General features: G+C 34.1%; 16 protein-coding genes, 3 tRNA genes and 1 pseudogene. 9 read left to right on the top strand and 11 right to left on the bottom strand.

Going from position 1 to position 20,082, the window contains the following annotated elements; all coding sequences use genetic code 11:
- Positions 1-40 precede the first annotated feature (40 nt).
- Positions 41-925: a cupin-like domain-containing protein gene (locus ABEG63_RS05510; protein ID WP_346583584.1), complete on the bottom strand. Its 885-nt coding sequence runs from the start codon at positions 923-925 to the stop codon at positions 41-43.
- Between the two features lie 181 nt (positions 926-1,106).
- On the bottom strand, positions 1,107-1,352 hold the full coding sequence (locus tag ABEG63_RS05505) for a hypothetical protein (RefSeq protein WP_346583582.1): 246 nt from the start codon (positions 1,350-1,352) through the stop codon (positions 1,107-1,109).
- 156 nt (positions 1,353-1,508) lie between these two features.
- Between ABEG63_RS05505 and ABEG63_RS05500 the strand changes: the two genes are divergently transcribed.
- The 6 genes from ABEG63_RS05500 (at position 1,509) to ABEG63_RS05475 (ending at position 10,975) form a co-directional block, all read left to right on the top strand.
- Positions 1,509-4,286, top strand: a complete 2,778-nt coding sequence (locus ABEG63_RS05500) for a hypothetical protein (protein WP_346583580.1) — start codon at positions 1,509-1,511, stop codon at positions 4,284-4,286.
- Between the two features lie 206 nt (positions 4,287-4,492).
- The gene (locus tag ABEG63_RS05495) at positions 4,493-5,419 is read left to right on the top strand and encodes a GLPGLI family protein (protein ID WP_346583578.1); all 927 of its coding nucleotides are present in this window, start codon (positions 4,493-4,495) and stop codon (positions 5,417-5,419) included.
- Positions 5,420-5,559: 140 nt separating this feature from the next.
- Positions 5,560-5,814 (top strand): FeoA family protein, encoded by a 255-nt coding sequence (locus tag ABEG63_RS05490; RefSeq protein WP_267403712.1) that lies wholly within the window; start codon positions 5,560-5,562, stop codon positions 5,812-5,814.
- Entirely contained in the window at positions 5,814-7,847 is a 2,034-nt protein-coding gene (gene feoB / locus ABEG63_RS05485; protein ID WP_346583576.1) for a ferrous iron transport protein B, read from the top strand. The genes ABEG63_RS05490 and feoB overlap by 1 nt, the downstream gene beginning before the upstream one ends.
- A gap of 240 nt (positions 7,848-8,087) precedes the next feature.
- A complete protein-coding gene (glmM, locus tag ABEG63_RS05480) occupies positions 8,088-9,470 on the top strand; it encodes a phosphoglucosamine mutase (RefSeq protein WP_346583574.1) in 1,383 nt (460 codons plus the stop codon).
- Positions 9,471-9,595: 125 nt separating this feature from the next.
- Positions 9,596-10,975 (top strand): tetratricopeptide repeat protein, encoded by a 1,380-nt coding sequence (locus ABEG63_RS05475; RefSeq protein WP_312389755.1) that lies wholly within the window; start codon positions 9,596-9,598, stop codon positions 10,973-10,975.
- Positions 10,976-11,020: 45 nt separating this feature from the next.
- Here ABEG63_RS05475 and ABEG63_RS05470 read toward each other — a convergent pair whose 3' ends face one another.
- Genes ABEG63_RS05470 through ABEG63_RS05455 form a run of 4 tightly spaced genes read right to left on the bottom strand, consistent with a single transcriptional unit; the run spans position 11,021 to position 13,896 of the window.
- The gene (locus ABEG63_RS05470) at positions 11,021-11,884 is read right to left on the bottom strand and encodes a hypothetical protein (protein WP_346583570.1); all 864 of its coding nucleotides are present in this window, start codon (positions 11,882-11,884) and stop codon (positions 11,021-11,023) included.
- A gap of 49 nt (positions 11,885-11,933) precedes the next feature.
- Positions 11,934-12,818, bottom strand: a complete 885-nt coding sequence (locus ABEG63_RS05465; protein ID WP_267403702.1) for a DMT family transporter — start codon at positions 12,816-12,818, stop codon at positions 11,934-11,936.
- The gene (aat, locus tag ABEG63_RS05460) at positions 12,805-13,458 is read right to left on the bottom strand and encodes a leucyl/phenylalanyl-tRNA--protein transferase (protein WP_346583567.1); all 654 of its coding nucleotides are present in this window, start codon (positions 13,456-13,458) and stop codon (positions 12,805-12,807) included. Before aat ends, ABEG63_RS05465 begins: the two co-directional genes overlap by 14 nt.
- A gap of 60 nt (positions 13,459-13,518) precedes the next feature.
- Positions 13,519-13,896, bottom strand: a complete 378-nt coding sequence (locus ABEG63_RS05455; protein WP_267403698.1) for a DUF3127 domain-containing protein — start codon at positions 13,894-13,896, stop codon at positions 13,519-13,521.
- 190 nt (positions 13,897-14,086) lie between these two features.
- On the opposite strand from ABEG63_RS05455, the gene ABEG63_RS05450 reads away from it, so the two are divergent.
- The 3 genes from ABEG63_RS05450 to ABEG63_RS05440 all read left to right on the top strand — a co-directional run bounded on the left by ABEG63_RS05450 (position 14,087) and on the right by ABEG63_RS05440 (position 14,338).
- A tRNA-Leu gene (locus ABEG63_RS05450) sits at positions 14,087-14,168 on the top strand.
- A 6-nt stretch (positions 14,169-14,174) separates the two neighbouring features.
- Positions 14,175-14,250, top strand: a tRNA-Gly gene (locus tag ABEG63_RS05445).
- A gap of 6 nt (positions 14,251-14,256) precedes the next feature.
- A tRNA-Leu gene (locus tag ABEG63_RS05440) sits at positions 14,257-14,338 on the top strand.
- Positions 14,339-14,624: 286 nt separating this feature from the next.
- Here the strand turns inward: ABEG63_RS05440 and ABEG63_RS05435 are convergent.
- From ABEG63_RS05435 to ABEG63_RS05415, 5 genes and pseudogenes are all read right to left on the bottom strand, one after another.
- Positions 14,625-15,380, bottom strand: a complete 756-nt coding sequence (locus tag ABEG63_RS05435) for a metallophosphoesterase family protein (protein ID WP_346583565.1) — start codon at positions 15,378-15,380, stop codon at positions 14,625-14,627.
- Positions 15,381-15,926, bottom strand: coding sequence for an RNA 2'-phosphotransferase (locus tag ABEG63_RS05430; protein WP_346583562.1), 546 nt, complete (start codon positions 15,924-15,926; stop codon positions 15,381-15,383).
- A gap of 13 nt (positions 15,927-15,939) precedes the next feature.
- A pseudogene (locus ABEG63_RS05425) lies at positions 15,940-16,881 on the bottom strand (ADP-ribosylglycohydrolase family protein).
- Positions 16,881-17,567, bottom strand: a complete 687-nt coding sequence (locus ABEG63_RS05420; protein ID WP_346583560.1) for an NAD-dependent deacylase — start codon at positions 17,565-17,567, stop codon at positions 16,881-16,883. The pseudogene ABEG63_RS05425 and the gene ABEG63_RS05420 overlap by 1 nt, the downstream one beginning before the upstream one ends.
- Positions 17,568-17,574: 7 nt before the next feature.
- Positions 17,575-20,082 (bottom strand): hypothetical protein, encoded by a 2,508-nt coding sequence (locus ABEG63_RS05415; protein ID WP_346583558.1) that lies wholly within the window; start codon positions 20,080-20,082, stop codon positions 17,575-17,577.

Raw genomic sequence — 20,082 nt, 5'->3', positions numbered from 1 at the left:
AACAAAAAAAAGACGTTTCTAATTGAAACGTCTTTTCATTTTATCTTTTCGGCAACCCTTTTTTTAAAGCGAGTTCTGCTCTTTCGACTGCTTTTTTCTCTTTCCAGTCCATATATTTCTTCTTGAAATTCTTCTTCATGATATCATCAAACTTACGTTGGAAGGTAAGATTCCACAAAGAATGCGCTTTTACTGCCCAAGATTTATCCCAGGCTCTCAAAGAAATAGAGAAACTTCCGTCCAGATACTTCATCCAGTGCCACCAACCTGTCGGCATAAACAGCGTATCACCATGTTCAAGATAACATTCAATACCCTCTACACCATCTAAGGCAGGGAATTTTGTGAAATCCGGATTTTCGATATCATAATCCTCCAAAGCATAGGTTGCATAAGGAATCTGGTATAATCTTTCTCTCCATTTGTAATCAAAAAGAAGCACATGCTTTCTTCCGTTGAAGTGGGTATGGAAAATATGCGCCATATCGATATCGTAGTGAAGGAAGGTGACCGAACCTTTTCCACCAAAAAACATGGAAGGATATTTATCTAAAAATCCGCCCATTAGATCTTTTGGAGAGATATAATCGTCTAATAATTTTTTAGCATGTTTTATAGGATCAAACAAGAAAATTCTAAGATCGGTAGGCTCTCTCTGGATAAGATCGATATAATCTTTAAACATCATTTTAGCAGCGGAAGCATTGATGGGAGCAGCGGGATCAGCCTTGGAACTGTCGTATAACGGAACTTCCACATCTCCAACTACTTCTTTCATATACTCCATTGTCCATTTCTGGTAAGCAGGCCACTTTTTTGCCATGTTTTTGATGACAACGGGCTTCCTGGGCTTTAGATATTTTTCTATGAATTCTTCTTGAGTAATATCATCTACAATATCTATAGGCTTTAAATTAATTCCCATCTTATAAATTTTATGTTACAAAATTATTAAATAAATAGTTACGTTGTAGCGTTTAAGTTTTTTTTAATCTATGATTCAAATCACTATTTTAAATATTTAGACTAAATAAAAACAATAAAGAATCTTATTAAATAGAATTTTTCTGCAATACCATTTATTTTCATAAAGAAAGTGCAATTTTTTAAATTATCAGATAAATGCAATTTATTTTAGATAGATTTAGACAATATATCTGTTTTCTTTTATTCATTAAATTATTTTCAAAATAGCCTTTTCCTATGAAATATTTTTCATCAGGAGCTTTTTCGCGCTTTCCGCTATATCTTTTGTTCCGCGTTGCTTCACAAAAGGATGCCGCTGCAATCACGGCTAGGAAATTTGTCTTTTCATTCGATTTGTAAACAATATTCAAAATTTTATCTCCCATAAAATCTAAAAATTTCTAAATAAAGCGATGTATTAAATGATTTTATCACTATGTTTGTAGTGATAATTTTCAATTTAACTTTTTAAATAATCTTACATCTTTACTAAAAGTGTAACAAAAATTCAAAACAGCTAACTAATTACGCAAATAATAATTATGAAAAAGAAGATTTCTTTGTTTTTGATGATATTTTTCTCCGTATTGTCTTTTGCACAAAAAACAGTTTCGGGGAAAATTACAGATGAAGACGGAGTAGCAATTCCCAGCGCGAGCGTTACCATAGAAGAACCAGGAAAAGACGCCATTCTTGCCTACGGAATTACCAACTCAAAAGGGGAATACAAAGTTACTTTTACCACGGCAGAACCCAATGTAGATTTGAAGGTAAAAGCATTCAACCAAAAACCATTAACAAAGCAAATCAGCAATAGCGATCAGAGTTTGAGTTTTAAACTTCAATCTGAAGCTACCGAAATTAAAGAAGTTCAGCTGAAAACAAAGATGATTACCTCACGAGGTGACACCATTGCCTACGATTTGAAAGCATTCGACAGCAAAAACGACAGAACATTAGCTGATGTAATGAAGAAAATCCCCGGAATTGAAGTAAATACCGACGGAAGTATTCTCTATCAGGGAAATGCCATCAATAAATTTTACGTTAACGGAAAAGACTTAATGGAAGGCGGTTATGGAACAATCAATAACTCGCTTCCGAAAGATGCTGTACAGAAAGTTGAAGTTCTTGAAAACCACCAGCCGGTAAAGATTCTTTCAGGAAAGGTTCCTTCTGATCAGGCGGCTATTAATATTAAGCTTAAAAATTCAGTAACCATGACCGGACGTGGTGAAGTAGGAACAGGCTTCGGTGATCCCTGGCTTTGGAATGTGAAGTTAACACCTATGTTTTTCGGACAGAAAAGTCAATGGGTGGTTAATTATAAAACCAACAACATGGGCGAGCAGGTGGAAAATGAAGGAAATATTCTGGCGTTTGGAAGCAGCTGGGAAGGAAAAAGAATCAATGCTTCTCAAAATGACTGGCTGAATGTAGAAACAGCAAGTACACCCAATTTGCCCGTTAAAAGATACTTAATGAATAATGTTCATTATTTATCTGCCAACTATCTTACAAATATTGATAAAAAGAAAGAATGGGAACTAAAGGCAAGTGCTAATTACACCAATAATGCGGTAGAAAGAGAAGATTATAACGAAACAACTTACTTCCCAACGAGCGAAAGACCACAGCAATCTACAGTGGTAATGAGCACAAGAAATAACTTTTATACAGATAAATTAAAAGGTGAATTGATCTTTACTAAAAATGCGAAGAAAGGTTTCTTTAAAAATACCACAAGTTTCAGCCAGTTTTGGAATGCGGACAGAGCTTTTGCAGACAGAGCAGGAAGATCAGGAAATCAATCGGTAGAGTCTCCTACATCGTCATTTCAAAATTCATTGAGTACGATTATCCCTTGGGGAGAAAAGATGGTAAACTTCAAATCATATATCAATTATCAGGATGATCAGCAGACATTGGTTGTTAGCCCGGCAAACTATTTACAGTTACCTTACAAACTTCCAAAAACAGACCCCACAGATCCGAATGAAAAAGATAAATACGGGATTGTAAATTTTGCACCGGGAACGTCGGCAATGCAACAATTTAGATTGAAAACATTAGACACATCACATTCAGCGAATGTTAGCTTTTCTACAAAAGGATGGACATTCACACCACAAGTAGGATTTGATTTTTCAACAGATAAACTCAATACAAATTTTGATGGAGCAGCTATTACAAATCCTGCCATTCCTGGGGACGTTCCGCCTAATTTTAATGATGGTATTTATGAAAACAATCTGAAATTTACTGAAATTGTACCTTCAGCTTCAGTTGGGGTAAATTATAAATCTGAATCATGGAGTGTTTTTGCTAATTTTCCGGCTAATTTCAACAGTATTAAGGCTGAAGACGATCTGAGAGGAGTTTCAAAATCATTAAATAAAACTACATTTACTCCCAACGCATTTGTGCAGTATACATTTGCCTCTTTCTGGAAAGCAAGCGTAAACGGAAATATTAGCAATAATTTTGGAGATGTTCAGACAGCGTATGCAGGATATATGCTGTTAAGCCCAAGAGGATTTAATGTGATGGATCCTAATAATCCGATTCCGCAGACAACTTCTAAAAGTGTAGGATCAAGAATTGAATATAGAAACCCGCTAAATAATTTGTTTTTTAATGTAAATTATTCATTGAGTGATAATAAAAGAAATTTACTTTCTTCTCCAATTTTGGATGTGAATACGGGATCTACTTTAATTAAATATATTGAAAGAGAAAACCACGCAAAAAGTAACAGATTTAATGTAGAAGTAGGTAAATATTTTCCAAAATTCAAGACCAATGCTTCTGTGAGCTACGGAAATACATTGTCAAAATCTGATGCATTCTTAGATGATACTCAATATTTAAGTAAAAATAATACTCAGACTTACGGGTTTAAGTTCAACAATACATATTTTAGCTGGGCAAGTTTAGATTATACGCTTAATTTATCAAGAAATAAACAGGATAATGTTGGTTTAAGTACGACTCAAAGCAGATTAGGAGTAAACTCTGGGTTTAATCATAATTTGGCGCTGTATTTTTATCCAATAGAAAATCATACCATTGGTTTCAACTGGGATCAGGTGAATACAAGTGACGGAATTAATAAGTATAAAAATGCATTTTATGATGTTTCTTATCAGTTTTCATGGTCTAAAAAGAAAATTGATTTTGAATTGAAATGGTTAAATATCGCTAATAGAAAGTTCTTTGAAACTTATAATATCAACCAGTCAACGAACAGTTCTTCTTACACGAAGATTCAACTTCGACCAAGCCAAGTCATGTTCACGGTAAAATTCAACTTTAAATAAATAACAAAAACCAATCTCGCTGAGGTTGGTTTTTTGTTTCATATTAATTAAGAGAATGATGTTACAAACTGATGTTTATCATTGTTTTATTTTTATTTAATTGAAAATCAATAGTTTTTAATTTCTTTAAAATTCATTAAAAATAAAAAGGCACAAAATCTGTAACAAAAGTTGAGGATAGTGAACTAATTAGTAAACCTTTCAAAATGAAAAAACTTTTTTCAGTATTCTTATTAGCTATTGTAATTTTTGCAAACGCACAGGAAAAGGAAACCGCGAACCGTTTCTTTTATGAATTGACATTTAAACCAAAGAAAGATTCGGCAAAACTTGATAAAGTAATCACGATTTTAGATATTACCGATAAAAATAGATCTATCTATCAAGATTATACGATAATTGCTCAAGATTCAATCATGAAAATTGAATTTGAGGCGATGAAAAAATCTGGAATGATGAAAGATCTTTCAAAGTCGATGAAGTCACCGAAGATTTCAGCTAGAATCTACAAGTTTTATCCAACAATGAAGATTCAGTATGTAGATAAAATCACAAGCGGATTTACGCCAAGCAACATCGGTTACAATGAAGATTTAAAATTAAAATGGAATATCCTTAGCGATAAGCAAAAAATAGGCGAATACAACGCTCAAAAAGCAACAACTGAAGTTGGAGGAAGAAAATGGACGGCTTGGTTCTCTTCAGATATTCCGTTTCAGGATGGGCCTTATAAATTTTCCGGACTTCCGGGCTTGATCGTGAAAATTGAAGACGATAAAAAAGACTATTCTTGGGTTTTACAGGGAAACAAGAAAATTAATGATTACACTGAATTCTCTTACGTTGAAAATTTCATGAACTTAAAAGGAGGTAAAGTGAATGAATTATCTAGAGAGAAGTTTGAAAAAACTTACAGCGATTTCAAGAAAGATCCATTTGCAACGATAAGACCGATGATGACTCAGGATATGCTTTCCAAATCTATTCCGGGAATGGATGGAACCATCGGAGACATGATGAAAAAACAGGAAAAAGCATACAAAGATTTCTTCAACGCCAATGACAACCCTATCGAACCTCCTTACGAGAAAATAAAAGTAGGGAATGTAGAAAAAGTAGGACAGGCGAAATAAAAAAGCTTCATATCAACTAAATTATATTTTGTAAAATCAACCCAGATACAGCGATGTGTTTGGGTTGATTTCTTTCATAGAAATCCGTTATTTAGATTAAATTTAAATAACGTATATTTGCAGGCACAAATAATTTGGCTTTGAAAGAGAAGGATTTACATAAGTTGAGCGGATTTCCCAAAAACAAAATGGGAAAAATTGTAGGGTATGATAATGACAGTCTGAAAATGCCCAACAAGATCATTGAAATGGGGCTTCTTCCCGAAACTTTGTTCAGGATTTTGTATCAGGCCCCGTTCAGCGGACCCATGTATGTAGAGTTTGGAGATGAAAAAAGCCGTATTGCTCTTCGTGAGGAAGAAGGAGATTATATCATTGTTGAAGAATTGAATTAATGCAGGACACTCAAAAAAAACAGATACTTTTAGTAGGAAATCCAAACGTAGGAAAATCAACGGTTTTTAATGCACTCAGCAACAAAAAACAGAAAACCGGAAACTACGCCGGAGTTACCGTAGCAAGCCATTCCGGGAATTATACGTATAAGAACGAGGAAGTTGAGATTATCGATTTGCCGGGTTCTTACAGCTTGTATCCAAGTTCAGAAGACGAAGCTATCTTTTCTAAATATTTAATTGATAATCAAAAAGATTACGCCGGAGTTATTTATATTCTTGAAGCACTAAGCTTAAAAAGAGGTCTTCTTTTGTTCCAACAGATTCAGGATTTGGGAGTTCCGATGATTTTGGTGGTGAACCAGATCGATCAGGCGGAAAGAAGAGGAATTACTATTGATATTCAGCAATTCTCAGAGGCATTAGGCATAAAAATTATTCAGACCAATGCGAAAGAGCAAATTGGAATTGATGAAATAAAAGAAGCCGTTTTAAACAACGAATTCTTGAAAACAAATAAAGTTTCATTTGAAACACCAGCAGAGCATAAAGATTTCATTCAGAAATTAGCTTCTCACAAAGGGTTTGATAATGAATATAAAGCCTGGATGAGCCTTTCTTTAGGAACAGATTTAGGCAGAATAGAATCTATTACTGGGGCGATGAACGAACCGGATTATAAAAGTTTAGTTCCGAAACGATTACAAGTTCAGGAAACTGTAAGAAGATATCAGAATGTTGATAAAATCTTATCCAACGTAATCACTAAAAAACCGCAGTTCAAGGAATTATTAACTGAAAAGCTTGATAAGGTTTTGGTTCACAAATTCTGGGGATATATCGTTTTCCTTTTGATTTTGTTGATTATTTTCCAAAGCGTTTTCTTCCTCGCAGCATATCCGATGGATGGAATCGACTGGCTTTTTGGAGAACTGGCTGCTTTCACCTCAGAACATTTGCCGGAAGGGCCAATCAATTCTTTGATTTCCAACGGAATTATTCCAGGTATCGGAGGAATCGTAATTTTTGCTCCTCAAATCGGGATTCTTTTATATTTCCTTTATTTATTGGAAGATTCGGGATATATGGCAAGAGTAGTTTTCTTGATGGATAGGCTTCTTAGACCATTCGGATTAAACGGAAAAAGTATTGTTCCGTTGGTTTCAGGGACAGCCTGCGCAATTCCGGCGGTCATTTCAACGAGAAATATTGAAAATTTAAAGGAAAGGTTGCTGACCATCTTAGTGACACCTTTTATGACGTGTTCGGCAAGGCTTCCTGTTTACAGTATTATTATTGGATTAATTATTTCAGATAAAACATTCTTCGGAATTCAGTATAAAGCCATTGTTTTAATGGGAATGTATTTGCTTGGTTTTGCCGTAGCTTTACTTTCTGCAGCTATTCTTAAAGGATTTATTAAAAATAAAGGAAAAACCTATCTTGTGATGGATTTACCTACTTATAAAAAACCATTGTTCTTATACGATTTTAAAATGGTTTTGGGGAAAGTTTGGGACTTTATTACCGGAGCTGGAAAGATTATTTTCGTTGTAAGCATTATCATTTGGTTCCTGAGTTATTTCGGACCAAAACAACAACCAGACCAGTTGGTGGCAACCAATGTTGAGCTAGATCATTCTTATTTGGCTAAAATGGGAAAAGGAATTGAGCCAATTATTGAACCATTGGGTTATGACTGGAAAATGGGCGTTGGAATCCTGACGAGTTTCGTGGCAAGAGAAGTGTTTGTAGGAACAATGTCAACGCTTTACAGCTTAGATGATGATGCTCCTGAAGTGAAAGTGATCGATAAAATGAGAAGAGACGTAAAACCGAATGGCGAGAAAGTCTTCAGTTTTGCAACCGGTGTTTCGGTACTCTTGTTTTACGCATTTGCAATGCAGTGTATTTCTACACTTGCAGTAGTCTACAGAGAAACCAAAAGCTGGAAATGGACTGGCTTACAGGTAGCGATGATGACAGGTTTGGCATACTTTGTGTCGATGATAGCATATCAGATATTAAAATAATGGACTCTTCATTAATTTTACAATACGTAATTGTTCTACTAATCGTTGCATTTGCCTGTTACTCTTTATTTAAAGTACTCAGAAAGAATTTTGCACCGAAAAAGTTTAGTTCAAAAAGATCAAACTGCGATAAGGATTGCGGTTGTTCATAACTTTCTGATGAGGTATAAGAAATAATATCTAATTTTGCCTAGTTTTAAAACACCAAATAAATTAGATTAAACTTATAAAACACTCAGAATGTCATTAATAAAAAGTATTTCAGGAATCCGAGGAACCATTGGCGGTAAAGTAAATGATAACTTAACGCCGCTGGACGTGGTAAAGTTTGCCTCGGCATTCGGAACTTGGCTTCAGAATAATAAAAATAAAAAAGATTTAACGTTGATTATCGGGAGAGACGCCAGAATTTCTGGGCAAATGGTTTCTTCTTTGGTGACAGCAACGTTACAGGGTCTTGGGATTAACGTGGTTGATTTAGGACTTTCTACGACTCCGACAGTTGAAATTATGGTTCCGGAACTAAAAGCAGACGGTGGAATTATCCTTACCGCTTCTCATAATCCTAAACAGTGGAACGCTCTGAAATTATTGAATGATAAAGGAGAATTCATCAGTGGTGATAATGGGGCAGAAGTATTGGCTTTGGCTGAAAGTGAAGACTTCAACTATGCAGAAGTGGATAATTTAGGAAAATATGAAACCAGAGACGATGCTTTTGATATTCATATTCAGCAAATTCTAGACTTGCCGATGGTAGATGTTGAAGCTATTAAATCTCAAAACTTTAAAGTGGTTTTAGATGCTGTAAACTCTACGGGAGGTATCGCAATCCCAATGCTGTTAGATAAACTTGGTTGTGAAACAGTAAAATTGTATTGCGAGCCGACAGGTCATTTCCCACACAATCCTGAACCGTTAAAGGAACATTTGGGAGACATCTGTGAATTGGTGAAAAAAGAAGGAGCAGACTTCGGAATTGTTGTAGATCCGGATGTCGACAGATTAGCTTTAATTGATGAAAAAGGTGAAATGTTCGGGGAAGAATATACATTGGTTGCCGTTGCAGATTATTTATTGAAACATAAAAATGGTATGGCAATTTCAAATCTTTCTTCAAGCCGTGCTTTGAGAGATGTTGCTAAAACTCACAACTCAGAATATTTTGCAAGTGCTGTGGGAGAAGTAAACGTAGTTACTTTGATGAAGGAGAAAAATGCGGTAATTGGTGGTGAAGGAAACGGAGGAATTATTTACCCTGAGCTACATTACGGAAGAGATTCTTTGGTAGGTGTTGCTTTATTTTTAACGCATTTAGCAAAGGAAAATAAAACAGTTTCTGAATTAAGAGCTGAATATCCGAGCTATTTTATGGGTAAAAAGAAAATTGAGCTGACTCCGGAAATTAATGTGGATGATATTTTAACCAAAATGGAAAAAGAATATCAAAATGAAGAGGTTTCTACGGTAGATGGTGTAAAAATAGATTTTGAAAATAATTGGGTTCACCTTAGAAAGTCTAATACAGAACCAATTATCAGAATCTATACAGAGGCTAAATCTCAGGAAGAGGCCGATAAATTGGGTGATGATATGATAGCTAAAATCAATAGTTTGATTTAGAAAAATTTAACAGCTAATTCATCATTCGAAAAAGAATAATTATTAAATTTATAGTACTAAGATTTTCAGAACAGAGTATTTGTATATCTCATCTCTCAAGTCTTAAATCTTAAAACTGGTTTATATTGGAAGAATATTTTGGAAATGAACTTGTAAAAAAGTTCGAAGAAATGATGGAAAATAATGATGAATTCTACTTTGATACAGAAGAGTTAGAAGACATTATTGTTTATTATCTGGAGCTTGGAGACTTTAATTATGCCGATACAGCGGTAACTTACGGTTTAAAGCTTCATCCCAATTCTTTAGATATCAAGATCAAAAAACTTGAAATTCTTCTGGAATGGGAAGAGTATAATACAGCGAAAGACCTTATTGATGAGCTGAAAGGTTCTTCTATGGAAAGCACCGACTTTTTGGTGTGCTACGCGAAGTATTATTCGAATTTAGGAAATCCGAGAAAATCTATTGAAATTTGTAAAAAAGCGCTGGAATTGAAAGAAGAAGAAAACTTCCTTCACAATTTTATCGCGGATGAATATGTGAATCTTGGAGATCCTTTTAACGCGCTTAAACATTACAGAAAAGCATTGAAAGAAGACCCAACGGATGAATATTCCTTGGAAAATGCTATGATCTGTTTTTCGGAACTGAATAAGAGCGAGGAGGCGATTGCCTTTCTTAATGAATATTTAGATGAATTTGCCTATTCAGAAGTCGCTTGGTTTGAATACGGACAGTTTTATTTCAACAGAAAAAATTACGAAGAAGCGATAAAGGGTTACGATTATTTATTGGCGATCAATTCTAGTTCTGTTGGAGTATATGCTAATAAAGCAGCTTGTTATGAAGCTTTAGGCCAGTATAAAAAAGCCATCGAAGTCTATGAAGAAATGCTGGAATTAGAATATACCAAAGCATTTACATTTTATAAAGTAGGACTTTGTTATAAGGCTTTAAAACAGCCTATTGTAGCGTTAAATTACTTCCAGAAATCGCTGAGAGAAGATCCTCAGTTTTATCTTGCGATGATGGAGCAATCTTATCTTTACGAGGAAATGGGCGGCATGACAGAAGCTTTACATTTTGCAAAAGAAGCTACTTCGCTGAATGGCAGTAATTTAGATTATCAAAAAAGACTGGCGTTTTTGTTCATCGATTCAGGAAAGTTTGAAGAAAGTCTTTCTTGCCTGAAAATTTTGGTAGAAGCAGAACCTACAAGATTTTACAATTGGTATGCTTATTCGGAAGTTTTAATGCTTTTGGGTGAATATGAAGAAGCGATTACAATTTTAAATAAAGCCGTAAAAGCACATCATAGAGCAGAATTGTTTTATCAGCTAAGTAATTGTTATCTGAACCTTAAAGATCAGGAAAAAGGTGTAGAATCGCTTCAGAAAGCTTTAGAATTAGATCCTTCATTGGTGTCGGATATGCAGAAAAAGTATCCGTTCATTAAAGATGAAGTGAAAAAGGTAAAAGCTAAAGTAAAAAAGAAGAATTAATCTTATATAAAAAGAAATCCTGCAGCGATGCAGGATTTTTTATTTTTAGTGATTATATTCGTAGCTGTAAACTTCAGGTTGGCTGCTGTCTGGTACTCCATTCGCATTTACAGATTTTCTGGTTTCAGCAATTGGATAACCACCTGTATTGAATGTTGTTGTGTACTTATATCCATTAAAACTATTACCTGTACTGGAAGTGCTCGTCCATGTAGTAGTTTGAGAGTAAGAACTGATATTATTTTTTATATTAGAAAATAAATAAGACATTCCATCTGTACTATCTCCAGTATGAACTAATTTATCAAAACCTTTTACATTTTTAAAAGCATAATTTTTATCCGTGTAAGTATAATTTGATGATTCACTATAATTGGTCGTTACTCCATTGGAAGTTAAAGTTCCGCTTCCTGAAGAGCTGGTCATATTTCCGTTGCTGTAATTATAGGTTGTATTCATTACAGGTTGCGGGGAACCTCCAAATATGGTTCTTTTTACTTTAATTTGGTTAGCATTTACATGGGTATATTCATTAGTAACAGAAGCTTGTATTGAAATACCATTGCTTGCATATTCTTTGTTAGCAGCGATTGTTAAAAGATTGTTGGCATATGTGTACTCCATGGCCGACTGAAGTATATTTCCTTCATAAGACTTAATGGCAGTAATAACATCTCCGTTGTATTCAAAAACAATTTTGTTTCCCGAATTACTCGTACTGGTGATATTGGTAATTTTCGTACCATCGTAGTTAATCTTCATAGATTCGCCGTCTACGGTCATTTTTACCGGAAGAATAGCCGTTTGTTGAGTAGGATCTGTGTTGTTTGTAACGGTGTTGTCGTCATCGTCTGAACCGCAAGAAAGCGTAAGAAAGGCCATTGAGCCTAATAAAATAATTTTTTTCATGTCTTATTAATTTTAAGAGCACAAATATAAATTAATTTACAACATACTGTTATTTTTTTTGCTTACTTCTTAAAAATATTAATCCAGCGATGATAATTCCTGCACCAAAAAACTGCATTGTTGTTAATCTGTCACCATCCAAAAAGCCCCAAATAATAGCCACAATCGGCATTACCAAAGTTACGGTTGAAGCAAAAAGGGGTGTTGATACTTTTAATAATCGATAATTCATCATCATCGCCAATCCGGTTCCGAAAATGGAGAGTAAACTCACGAATAGTAATCCCGTTAAATTATTTTCATCCAAACTAAAGGTTGAAAAAAATCCTGAAAATGCCAACGCAATCACTGATGGTAAAAATAAAACGAAAGAAAAGACAAAAGCCGATAAAACCGTTGAAGAAACTTCCATTAATTTAGATTTTACCGTTGTTGTGCTTAATGCGTAACAAAAAGTTGCTAGAAGTAATAATAAGATCGGAAGTAATTTAAACGAGCCTCCTTCTCCATCACCACCTCCAAAAGCCAATAAACAAACGCCTGTAAAACTTATTAAAGTGCCTATAATCTGTTGTTTTGTGGTTTCAAACTTCCAGATCAAAGAACCGACAATAATGACGAAAATAGGCATCATCGAGTTGATAATTCCTGCAATACTGCTGCTCACCTGCGTTTCAGCAATTGGAAATAAAAACATTGGGATAAAGTTTCCCGTAAAAGCAGCTAATATTAACCATTTTAAATGTTTCTTAGGAAATAATTTATATTTTGAAATCGCCACAGGCATCAGGATAATTCCCGCGATTAAAACACGTAAAGCACCTACCTGATAAGGATTGAAATGTTCTAAAGATTTTTTAATTAAAATGAAAGAAGATCCCCAGATAATGCTTAGTACAACCAGAAGAATCCATTTTTCTTTATCTGCGTTCATTGTTTTTGTGTAAAATTTTTAAAAATTCTCTTTTGGGAATCATTTTCGCACCGAGGCTTTCTAGATGTTCTGTATGAGACTGACAATCAATTAGTGAAAGGTTATTTTTATTACTTTCAACAAAATGAATAAAACCTGCCTTGGAAGCATTGCTTACCTTGGCAAACATACTTTCACCACAAAAAACATCGCCCACCTGCAAACCGTGAAATCCACCAACCAGTTCTCCGTTTTGCCAGACTTCTATGCTTTTTGCTAAACCATATTCATGAAGCTGAATAAAAGATTCCATCAATTCATCAGAAAGCCAGGTTCCCGTTTGCCCTCTTCGGTTGATTTCCTGACAATTTCGAATAACTTCCCGAAAGTTCTGATTTTCTGTAAAATTGAAAACATTTCGATCCAAAATCTTCTTCATTGATTTTGAGATTTTCAATTCACTCGGAACCAGAATAAATCTTGGATCGGGGCACCACCAAAGAATTTCCTCGTCAGGATTATACCACGGAAAAATCCCCAACTGATAGGCAAACCAAAGCCTTTCGATGGACAAATCTCCACCAAAGGCAATTACCCCTTCGTGCCCGTCGTACAGTTCCGGATCGGGAAATGAAATTTCGTTTTCGTCTAATCGAACCATTGCTAGAAAAAAAATCCCACTTCATAAAAAGTAGGATTTGTATTGATTGTATTCTTTTAATTAGAAAGGCAAATCGTCATCGTCGTCTCCCGCGAAAGGATTTTCGTTGGAAACAGAAGATGCAGATTGAGAAGGTGCCGCCTGAGTAGGCTCAGAAGCGTTATCAAATACTTTTTCTACTCTCCATCCTGTAATAGAGTTGAAGTATTTCGTTTCACCTTGAGGAGAAACCCACTCTCTTCCTCTGATGTTGATTCCCACCTTTACATTTTCTCCTTCTTTCAAATTATCTAATAAACTGATCTTATCAGACAAAAATTCTATGTTTATCGGTTGTGGATACTGTTCCTGAGTTAAAATAACCATTTCTCTCTTTTGGAAACCACTCGCAAATGTTTGAGGGTCAAATATTTTCTTTACCGTTCCTTGTAATTCCATATCGTAATTATTAACGTGGTAAAAGTAAGAAAATCAATCGTAATAAAGGGTACGAGAAAAAAAAAATGTAAAAAATTTAATTTTTTTTACTGAAAAGTTTGGAGATAAAAGAATTTATCCTATCTTTGCACCACTGAAAACGAGAAAACGAAACAAGTTCTTTAAAAAATAAGTTTTTAGTATAAACAACGCGGATGTGGTGTAATTGGTAGCCACGCCAGACTTAGGATCTGGTGCCGAGAGGCGTGGGGGTTCGAGTCCCTTCATCCGCACAGTATGCGAAAATAGCTCAGCTGGTAGAGCACAACCTTGCCAAGGTTGGGGTCGCGGGTTCGAATCCCGTTTTTCGCTCCACTCCATGCCCTGGTGGTGGAATTGGTAGACACGCAGGACTTAAAATCCTGTATCTTCGGATGTACGGGTTCAAGTCCCGTCTGGGGTACAAGACCCTCTGTAATTTATTACGGAGGGTTTTTTGTTTTTATCTCAAAAGTTTTGCTTAATATTCTTAGCCTCGGAATCTATTTTTACCCTCTTCTGAACATTATAATCACATATTTTCCGTTTTAAATATTTAGATTTGCTATTCTGAAAGAAAATAAGCGGGATGAAGAATCTATGCTATTTTCACGAAAGATTCTTCATTCATCAGCATGACAAACTTGATGTCTATTTTTATTCTATTCTCGCGGATTGTACAGATTGCGCAGATGTTTATGCTTAAGGCTTTATCGGTTTTTAGTTCTAACATTATCGTTATTTCTCCCTTTTTCATCAGGATATAAAGTCGGAAGCGGATCGCTTTGCCAGAATTCTTTGGTATCAACATTCATTATAGTCAATGCTCCCGTGAAGGCTGCTCCGGTATCCAAATTCCAGACATTGGCTTTGTTGATGGGCTCTTTAATTCCCAAATGTAAAGTTGGCGTATGACCAATGAAAATTTCACTATACAGAAGCAATCTTTTAGGATATAATTCGGAGTTTTTAGACAGCTTTTTATCCATCGCAACAGCAGTTTCCCAAAGGGTTCTATCCCAACGATAATTGCTGGAATAAACTTCTTTTTCAGGACCATGCATAGACGAATAACCGGCATGAATAAACAAGCGGTTTTCTTCGTCAACATAATAGTTTTTCATTCGCTGAAAAAATTCAAGATGGGTTTTCAACCCTTCCAAAGAATACTCGGAATAACTCTCAACTGTGCTTTGTCCGCCGTTGAAAAGCCAGATATCGGGAGCTGTTCCCAACGAAAGCCATTCTTCCGTCCATGCATCGTGATTTCCTTTGATGAAAATACATTCCTGCTTTTCCGAAAGTTCTATTAAAAACTGAATGATTTCAGAAGATTCACTCCAGCCATCGACATAATCTCCGAGGAAAATCAATTTATCATTTTCAGTTACGTTGGCTCTTTCCAAAACCTGTTTCAATGCTTTGAATCCTCCGTGAATATCGCCTATTGCTAATGTTCTTGTCATTTAATTTGAAATATATTTTGCATCCACAAAATCCGTCAGCCAAACATTATTTTCGGAAAGATAGAAGTCTATTCCGTTATCAAACATTTCTTTTGTTTTGATAATTAAAATAATCGGCTTTCCGTGGCGCATTCCAACTTTGGTTGCGGTTTCTTTGTCCTGACTTAGATGAACGTGCTGTCTACTTCTTTTTTCAATTCCATTTTCAAAAATAGAGTCGATATTACTTTCAGCTGTTCCGTGATACAGAAACTCAGGTGGTTGCTGGGGTTTCAAAGCCAAATCAATATCAATCGAATGCCCTTGGTTTGCTCTAATTTTAGTTTTATCTTCATTAAAAATAAAACGTTTTTTATCATTGGTTTCCACAATTTCTTCGAGTTGTTCAAAGGTAAAACCTTGATGAGACTCTCTTTTTGATTTTGTTATTAATTCATCAACACTTGTCCAACCGTTTTCATCTAAATTTAAATTGATGATTTCGGGTTTATGTCTTAGAACTAAGCTGATAAATTTGCTTATTTTTTTCTTTTGTTGTTCGTTCATGGTTTATGTTTTTTTATTTCATTAATTTTTTATCTAATTTAATACAGAGTTCTTCTATATCTTCTTTTCTAGCAAGCACGGAAACCCATTCCTCAGGAATATTTTCAAAACCATAATAAATTCCTGCAATTCCACCCGTGATTGCTCCCGTTGTGTCCGTATCTTCTCCTAAATTGACAGCTTTCAAAACAGCTTCTAAATAACTTTCAGAATTTAGAAAACACCATAATGAGGCTTCTAAACTGTGAAGAACGTAGCCGCTTCCTCTAATCTCATCTTCTGAATATGTTGAAATATCATTCCTTAAAACTTTATCAAAAAGCTGAATCTCCTTTGGGTTAAAGTTTTGATTTTCTGCAAATTCCAAAGCTAACTTTTGTATATGATGAAAAGCCTCTCTTTTATCTTTTCCTTTAATCAATTCAATCGCAAAAATCACATAGACAAAACATGCAAAAACAGAACGGAAATGTCCGTGAGTAATTGAAGAAACTTCTTTTACAGTTTGATATAATTTTTCAATATTTTCCTCATTTTTAAGATAAAAAGCTACCGGAAGAGTTCTCATCAAAGAACCGTTCCCATTATCTTCTTCAAAAATATTTCCTGAAAATCTGGCACTTTCTCCTTTAATTAACCTTGCAATAGAATGTCTTGTTGTTCCGCCAATGTCGAAAAGTCTTCCGTGGGCAGTCCAATGTCCGTATTTATTTCATTTTACAAAACTTTGTCCGATTTTTTCTAAATCATAACCTTTTGTTAATTCCTCTGCAATACAAAGCGTTAATGAACTATCGTCGCTCCAAGTTCCTTTCGGCTGATTCCAAGATCCAAACTCCTGCATATTTTCAACAGGAAACATTTTTAACGTTTCTCTACTTTTGAATTCCACAGGAACACCCAAAGCATCGCCAACGCAAACTCCAAAAATGCCTGCTTTTACAATATTTTCCATTAGGCAAGATTTAGCAATTTATCGTACAATAATTTCATTCCTTTGGTTGCGGTTTCTTTCATCACAACAGCTCTTTGTCCGTATCCGAAGCCTGTTTCGTTAGGGTTGATTACAATTAAAAGACAATCATCCTTGATATCATGAAGTAATCCCGCAGCCGGGTATACCTGCAGAGATGTTCCGATTACCAAGAAAATATCTGCTTCTTTTGCTTTCTTTGAGGCTTCATACATCAATGTAACATCTTCTCCAAACCAAACGATAAAAGGTCTCAATTGAGCTCCATCTTCTGCTTTATCACCGATGTTGATATCATCTTTTTGTTCGTAAATCAGACCTTTATTATTGCAAGAACATGACTTGAACAGTTCTCCGTGAACATGTATAATATTTGTAGAACCCGCTCTTTCGTGCAAATCATCGATGTTTTGTGTGATAATCTGAACATCGAAATGTTTCTCCAAATCAGCAATTAATTTGTGTGCATCGTTTGGTTCAACTTCATGAAGTTGGCGACGTCTTTGATTGTAAAATTCCAAAACCAAAGCTCTGTCTTTTCTCCACCCTTCCGGACTTGCAACATCCGTTATAGTATGATTTTCCCAAAGACCATCTCCGTCTCTGAAGGTTTTTATTCCGCTTTCGGCACTGATTCCGGCGCCAGTTAATATGGTTAGTTTTTTCATTTGTTTTTTACTTATATATGTTTAATAATTTAATGAAATCTTGATCATTTTTAAAATTGTCCCAATCATTATCATTATAAACATACTCTGTTTGTATTAATTTTCTTTCTAACGTTTCTTTTAAATATTTTAGAGCATTTTCTTTATCGTTTAAAACAGCATAAATACATGATAAATTATATGAATTTTCGCCTAATGAATATGCCTTTTTGCCTTTTTCCAATCCCTCTAATAGAGTAATTTTACGTTCTTCTTCTGTTTCTAGCAGATATGAATACCTTAATAATCCAAAGCTCCAATGATTTAAAGCGCTAACATTATTAGGATTTATTTCTAATGCCTTTTCAAAATTTGAAAAACTATCCCAATAATTAAATTCACTCTTATTAATTATTCCAACATTTAACTCTGATAGTGCCAATTGTGAATAAATTTCATCATCATTCTTACTAGTTCTCAAAGCTTGCTTATACATTTCAATACTTTCATAAAATAAAATTGTATCAGTTTTAATTTCTGCTAATAAAGAAATAGCATTGCCCCAGTTAAAAAAAGCATTGCTATTTTGTGGTTCAATCTTAATTGCATTTTTAAAATAATCGAAGCTTTTTTCAAATAAGTTTATATCGTTTTCATTTTTTGCAATTATTGACTGAATTATTCCACAGTTATTATAACTATCGTAATCGTGTGGATTTATTTTCAATACATTAGTAAAGCAATGAAAACTTTCTGATAATAATTTAGCGTTTGTATTTTTTTTATTATAACTGAAAAGAGTCATCCCTAAATTATAAAGAATCCTATCATTCTCTGAAGATATTCTAATAGCATTTCTAAATAATAGAATACTTTCTTCAAAGTAATTATCATCGTCATCTAGAATCGCCAGATCCTTTAAAGCAACTCCTAAATTATTTAAAATATCAATATTTTTTTCATCCAATTCTAATGCAATTCTATACATTGCAATACTTTCTAATAATACTTTCTTATCATTATTAATTCTAGATAGTTCATTTAAAGCACTTCCCCAATTAAAGTAAGTAGCAACAATCTGGGGACTTAATTCCTTAGCTTTTTGAAATTTTTCAAAGCACATTTTAAAGTATTTTTCAGATTTGGTAATTGTTCCAATATCTGATAATACAGTTCCCCAATTGAAGTATAAATTGTAATTAGAATCTAACTTCATTGCTTTTTCAAATAAATCTAAAACTTTATTAAATGAATACGGCTCACCTTTAAATAAGATGGAATCAAACAAAATAATAGCAAATCCAGAATGAATAGAGCCATTATTAGGATTTAATTCTATCGCTTTTTCAAAATTTGAAATTCCGCTGTCTATATCTGCTTGATTTTTTAATAATCTAAACTTTTTCCCTTGTTTAATTCCCCATTCTCCATAATAATTTCCTAATGTTTGTTTAGCTTTATTATAGTTATTTCTTTCTATTTGATCTTCAAACATGACTGCATCTTTAAGTGAAAAATCATGTTTAATTGCTTTCTCGATAATTCGTTGTATTAATTGTTCTTCACTTTCTTTATTTTCAATAATATCTATTGCTTCTGAAACTTGTTTTTTACTAATTTCCATTCTTTCTTGAATTCCTTCAAAAAGACTTTTATGATCACTATTCTTATCTATTTGGATATCTCTTACTGTTTCCAACATGGTTTTCAAAAAAGAAAATGGTTTATTAAAGATTTCCGGTGTTTCTATTCCTAATTCTGAATGAAGTTTTAAGAAAAAAGAATCTGAATCATATCCTTTAATATGATAGGCATTTGTTCGAGGGATAGTAAATAATTTGTTCTGTACCTTATCTGAAACAGGACTATCATTATATCCAATCCAATATAGCTCATTCTCAAAACTCCCGACATTAGCTATCTCATCTAAAATCTCATCTTCTCCACTGTAACCTATGACAATCCATGTTCTATCATGACAAATTCTTTCAAAGATTTTTGGTATGGATTGTTTTACTTTTGTCAATTCACCTTCTGCATTCAATAACCATTGACCATGATGTTGACCATGTAGATAAGTAATTGATTTTTCTAAAAATGTTGTTGTAAAGTCATTTAATATAGACACATCGTAAACCGGAGGAATAAAATTAAACATTGCACAAGCCTTTAACATTAAGTCATCAAAATTTACTGTAAGAACATAATCAATTAGTCCTTTTTTCAACATTTGAGCTAAATAAATATGAGTCACATTTAGCCTTACTTTTTCATTATTTATATACTCGTAGAAAAGACCTCTTCTTTCTTGCGCAGATAAAGCCTCCATAAACTTGTAGTAATCCTTTTTATGCTCATCTTTTAATCTTTTAATGGATGGTTTTTCCTTATGGATTTCAAGTATATCTTCAATAATTTTGTTTGCTAATGGAATTCCTGCAGAAGCAGAAGCTCCGGCTCCTAATAATATAATAGGCTTATTTTTGGCATTTTTTATTAGATACGCAATATCCTCGATTGTCCTTTGGGCTTCCAT

The organism is Chryseobacterium sp. C39-AII1 (genome assembly GCF_039672645.1).
GTDB lineage: Bacteria > Bacteroidota > Bacteroidia > Flavobacteriales > Weeksellaceae > Chryseobacterium.
The sequence above is the reverse complement of the archived record's forward strand: the minus strand, read 5'-3'. Positions and strand labels throughout refer to the sequence as shown.

What these genes read in the sequence shown, in the direction of transcription:
- ABEG63_RS05510 (WP_346583584.1), bottom strand. Translation starts at nt 925, where the DNA reads ATGGGAATTAATTTAAAGCCTATAGATATTGTAGATGATATTACTCAA.
- ABEG63_RS05505 (WP_346583582.1), bottom strand. Translation starts at nt 1,352, where the DNA reads ATGGGAGATAAAATTTTGAATATTGTTTACAAATCGAATGAAAAGACA.
- ABEG63_RS05500 (WP_346583580.1), top strand. Translation starts at nt 1,509, where the DNA reads ATGAAAAAGAAGATTTCTTTGTTTTTGATGATATTTTTCTCCGTATTG.
- ABEG63_RS05495 (WP_346583578.1), top strand. Translation starts at nt 4,493, where the DNA reads ATGAAAAAACTTTTTTCAGTATTCTTATTAGCTATTGTAATTTTTGCA.
- feoB (WP_346583576.1), top strand. Translation starts at nt 5,814, where the DNA reads ATGCAGGACACTCAAAAAAAACAGATACTTTTAGTAGGAAATCCAAAC.
- glmM (WP_346583574.1), top strand. Translation starts at nt 8,088, where the DNA reads ATGTCATTAATAAAAAGTATTTCAGGAATCCGAGGAACCATTGGCGGT.
- ABEG63_RS05470 (WP_346583570.1), bottom strand. Translation starts at nt 11,884, where the DNA reads ATGAAAAAAATTATTTTATTAGGCTCAATGGCCTTTCTTACGCTTTCT.
- ABEG63_RS05465 (WP_267403702.1), bottom strand. Translation starts at nt 12,818, where the DNA reads ATGAACGCAGATAAAGAAAAATGGATTCTTCTGGTTGTACTAAGCATT.
- aat (WP_346583567.1), bottom strand. Translation starts at nt 13,458, where the DNA reads ATGGTTCGATTAGACGAAAACGAAATTTCATTTCCCGATCCGGAACTG.
- ABEG63_RS05455 (WP_267403698.1), bottom strand. Translation starts at nt 13,896, where the DNA reads ATGGAATTACAAGGAACGGTAAAGAAAATATTTGACCCTCAAACATTT.
- ABEG63_RS05435 (WP_346583565.1), bottom strand. Translation starts at nt 15,380, where the DNA reads ATGACAAGAACATTAGCAATAGGCGATATTCACGGAGGATTCAAAGCA.
- ABEG63_RS05430 (WP_346583562.1), bottom strand. Translation starts at nt 15,926, where the DNA reads ATGAACGAACAACAAAAGAAAAAAATAAGCAAATTTATCAGCTTAGTT.
- ABEG63_RS05420 (WP_346583560.1), bottom strand. Translation starts at nt 17,567, where the DNA reads ATGAAAAAACTAACCATATTAACTGGCGCCGGAATCAGTGCCGAAAGC.
- ABEG63_RS05415 (WP_346583558.1), bottom strand. Translation starts at nt 20,082, where the DNA reads ATGGAAGCCCAAAGGACAATCGAGGATATTGCGTATCTAATAAAAAAT.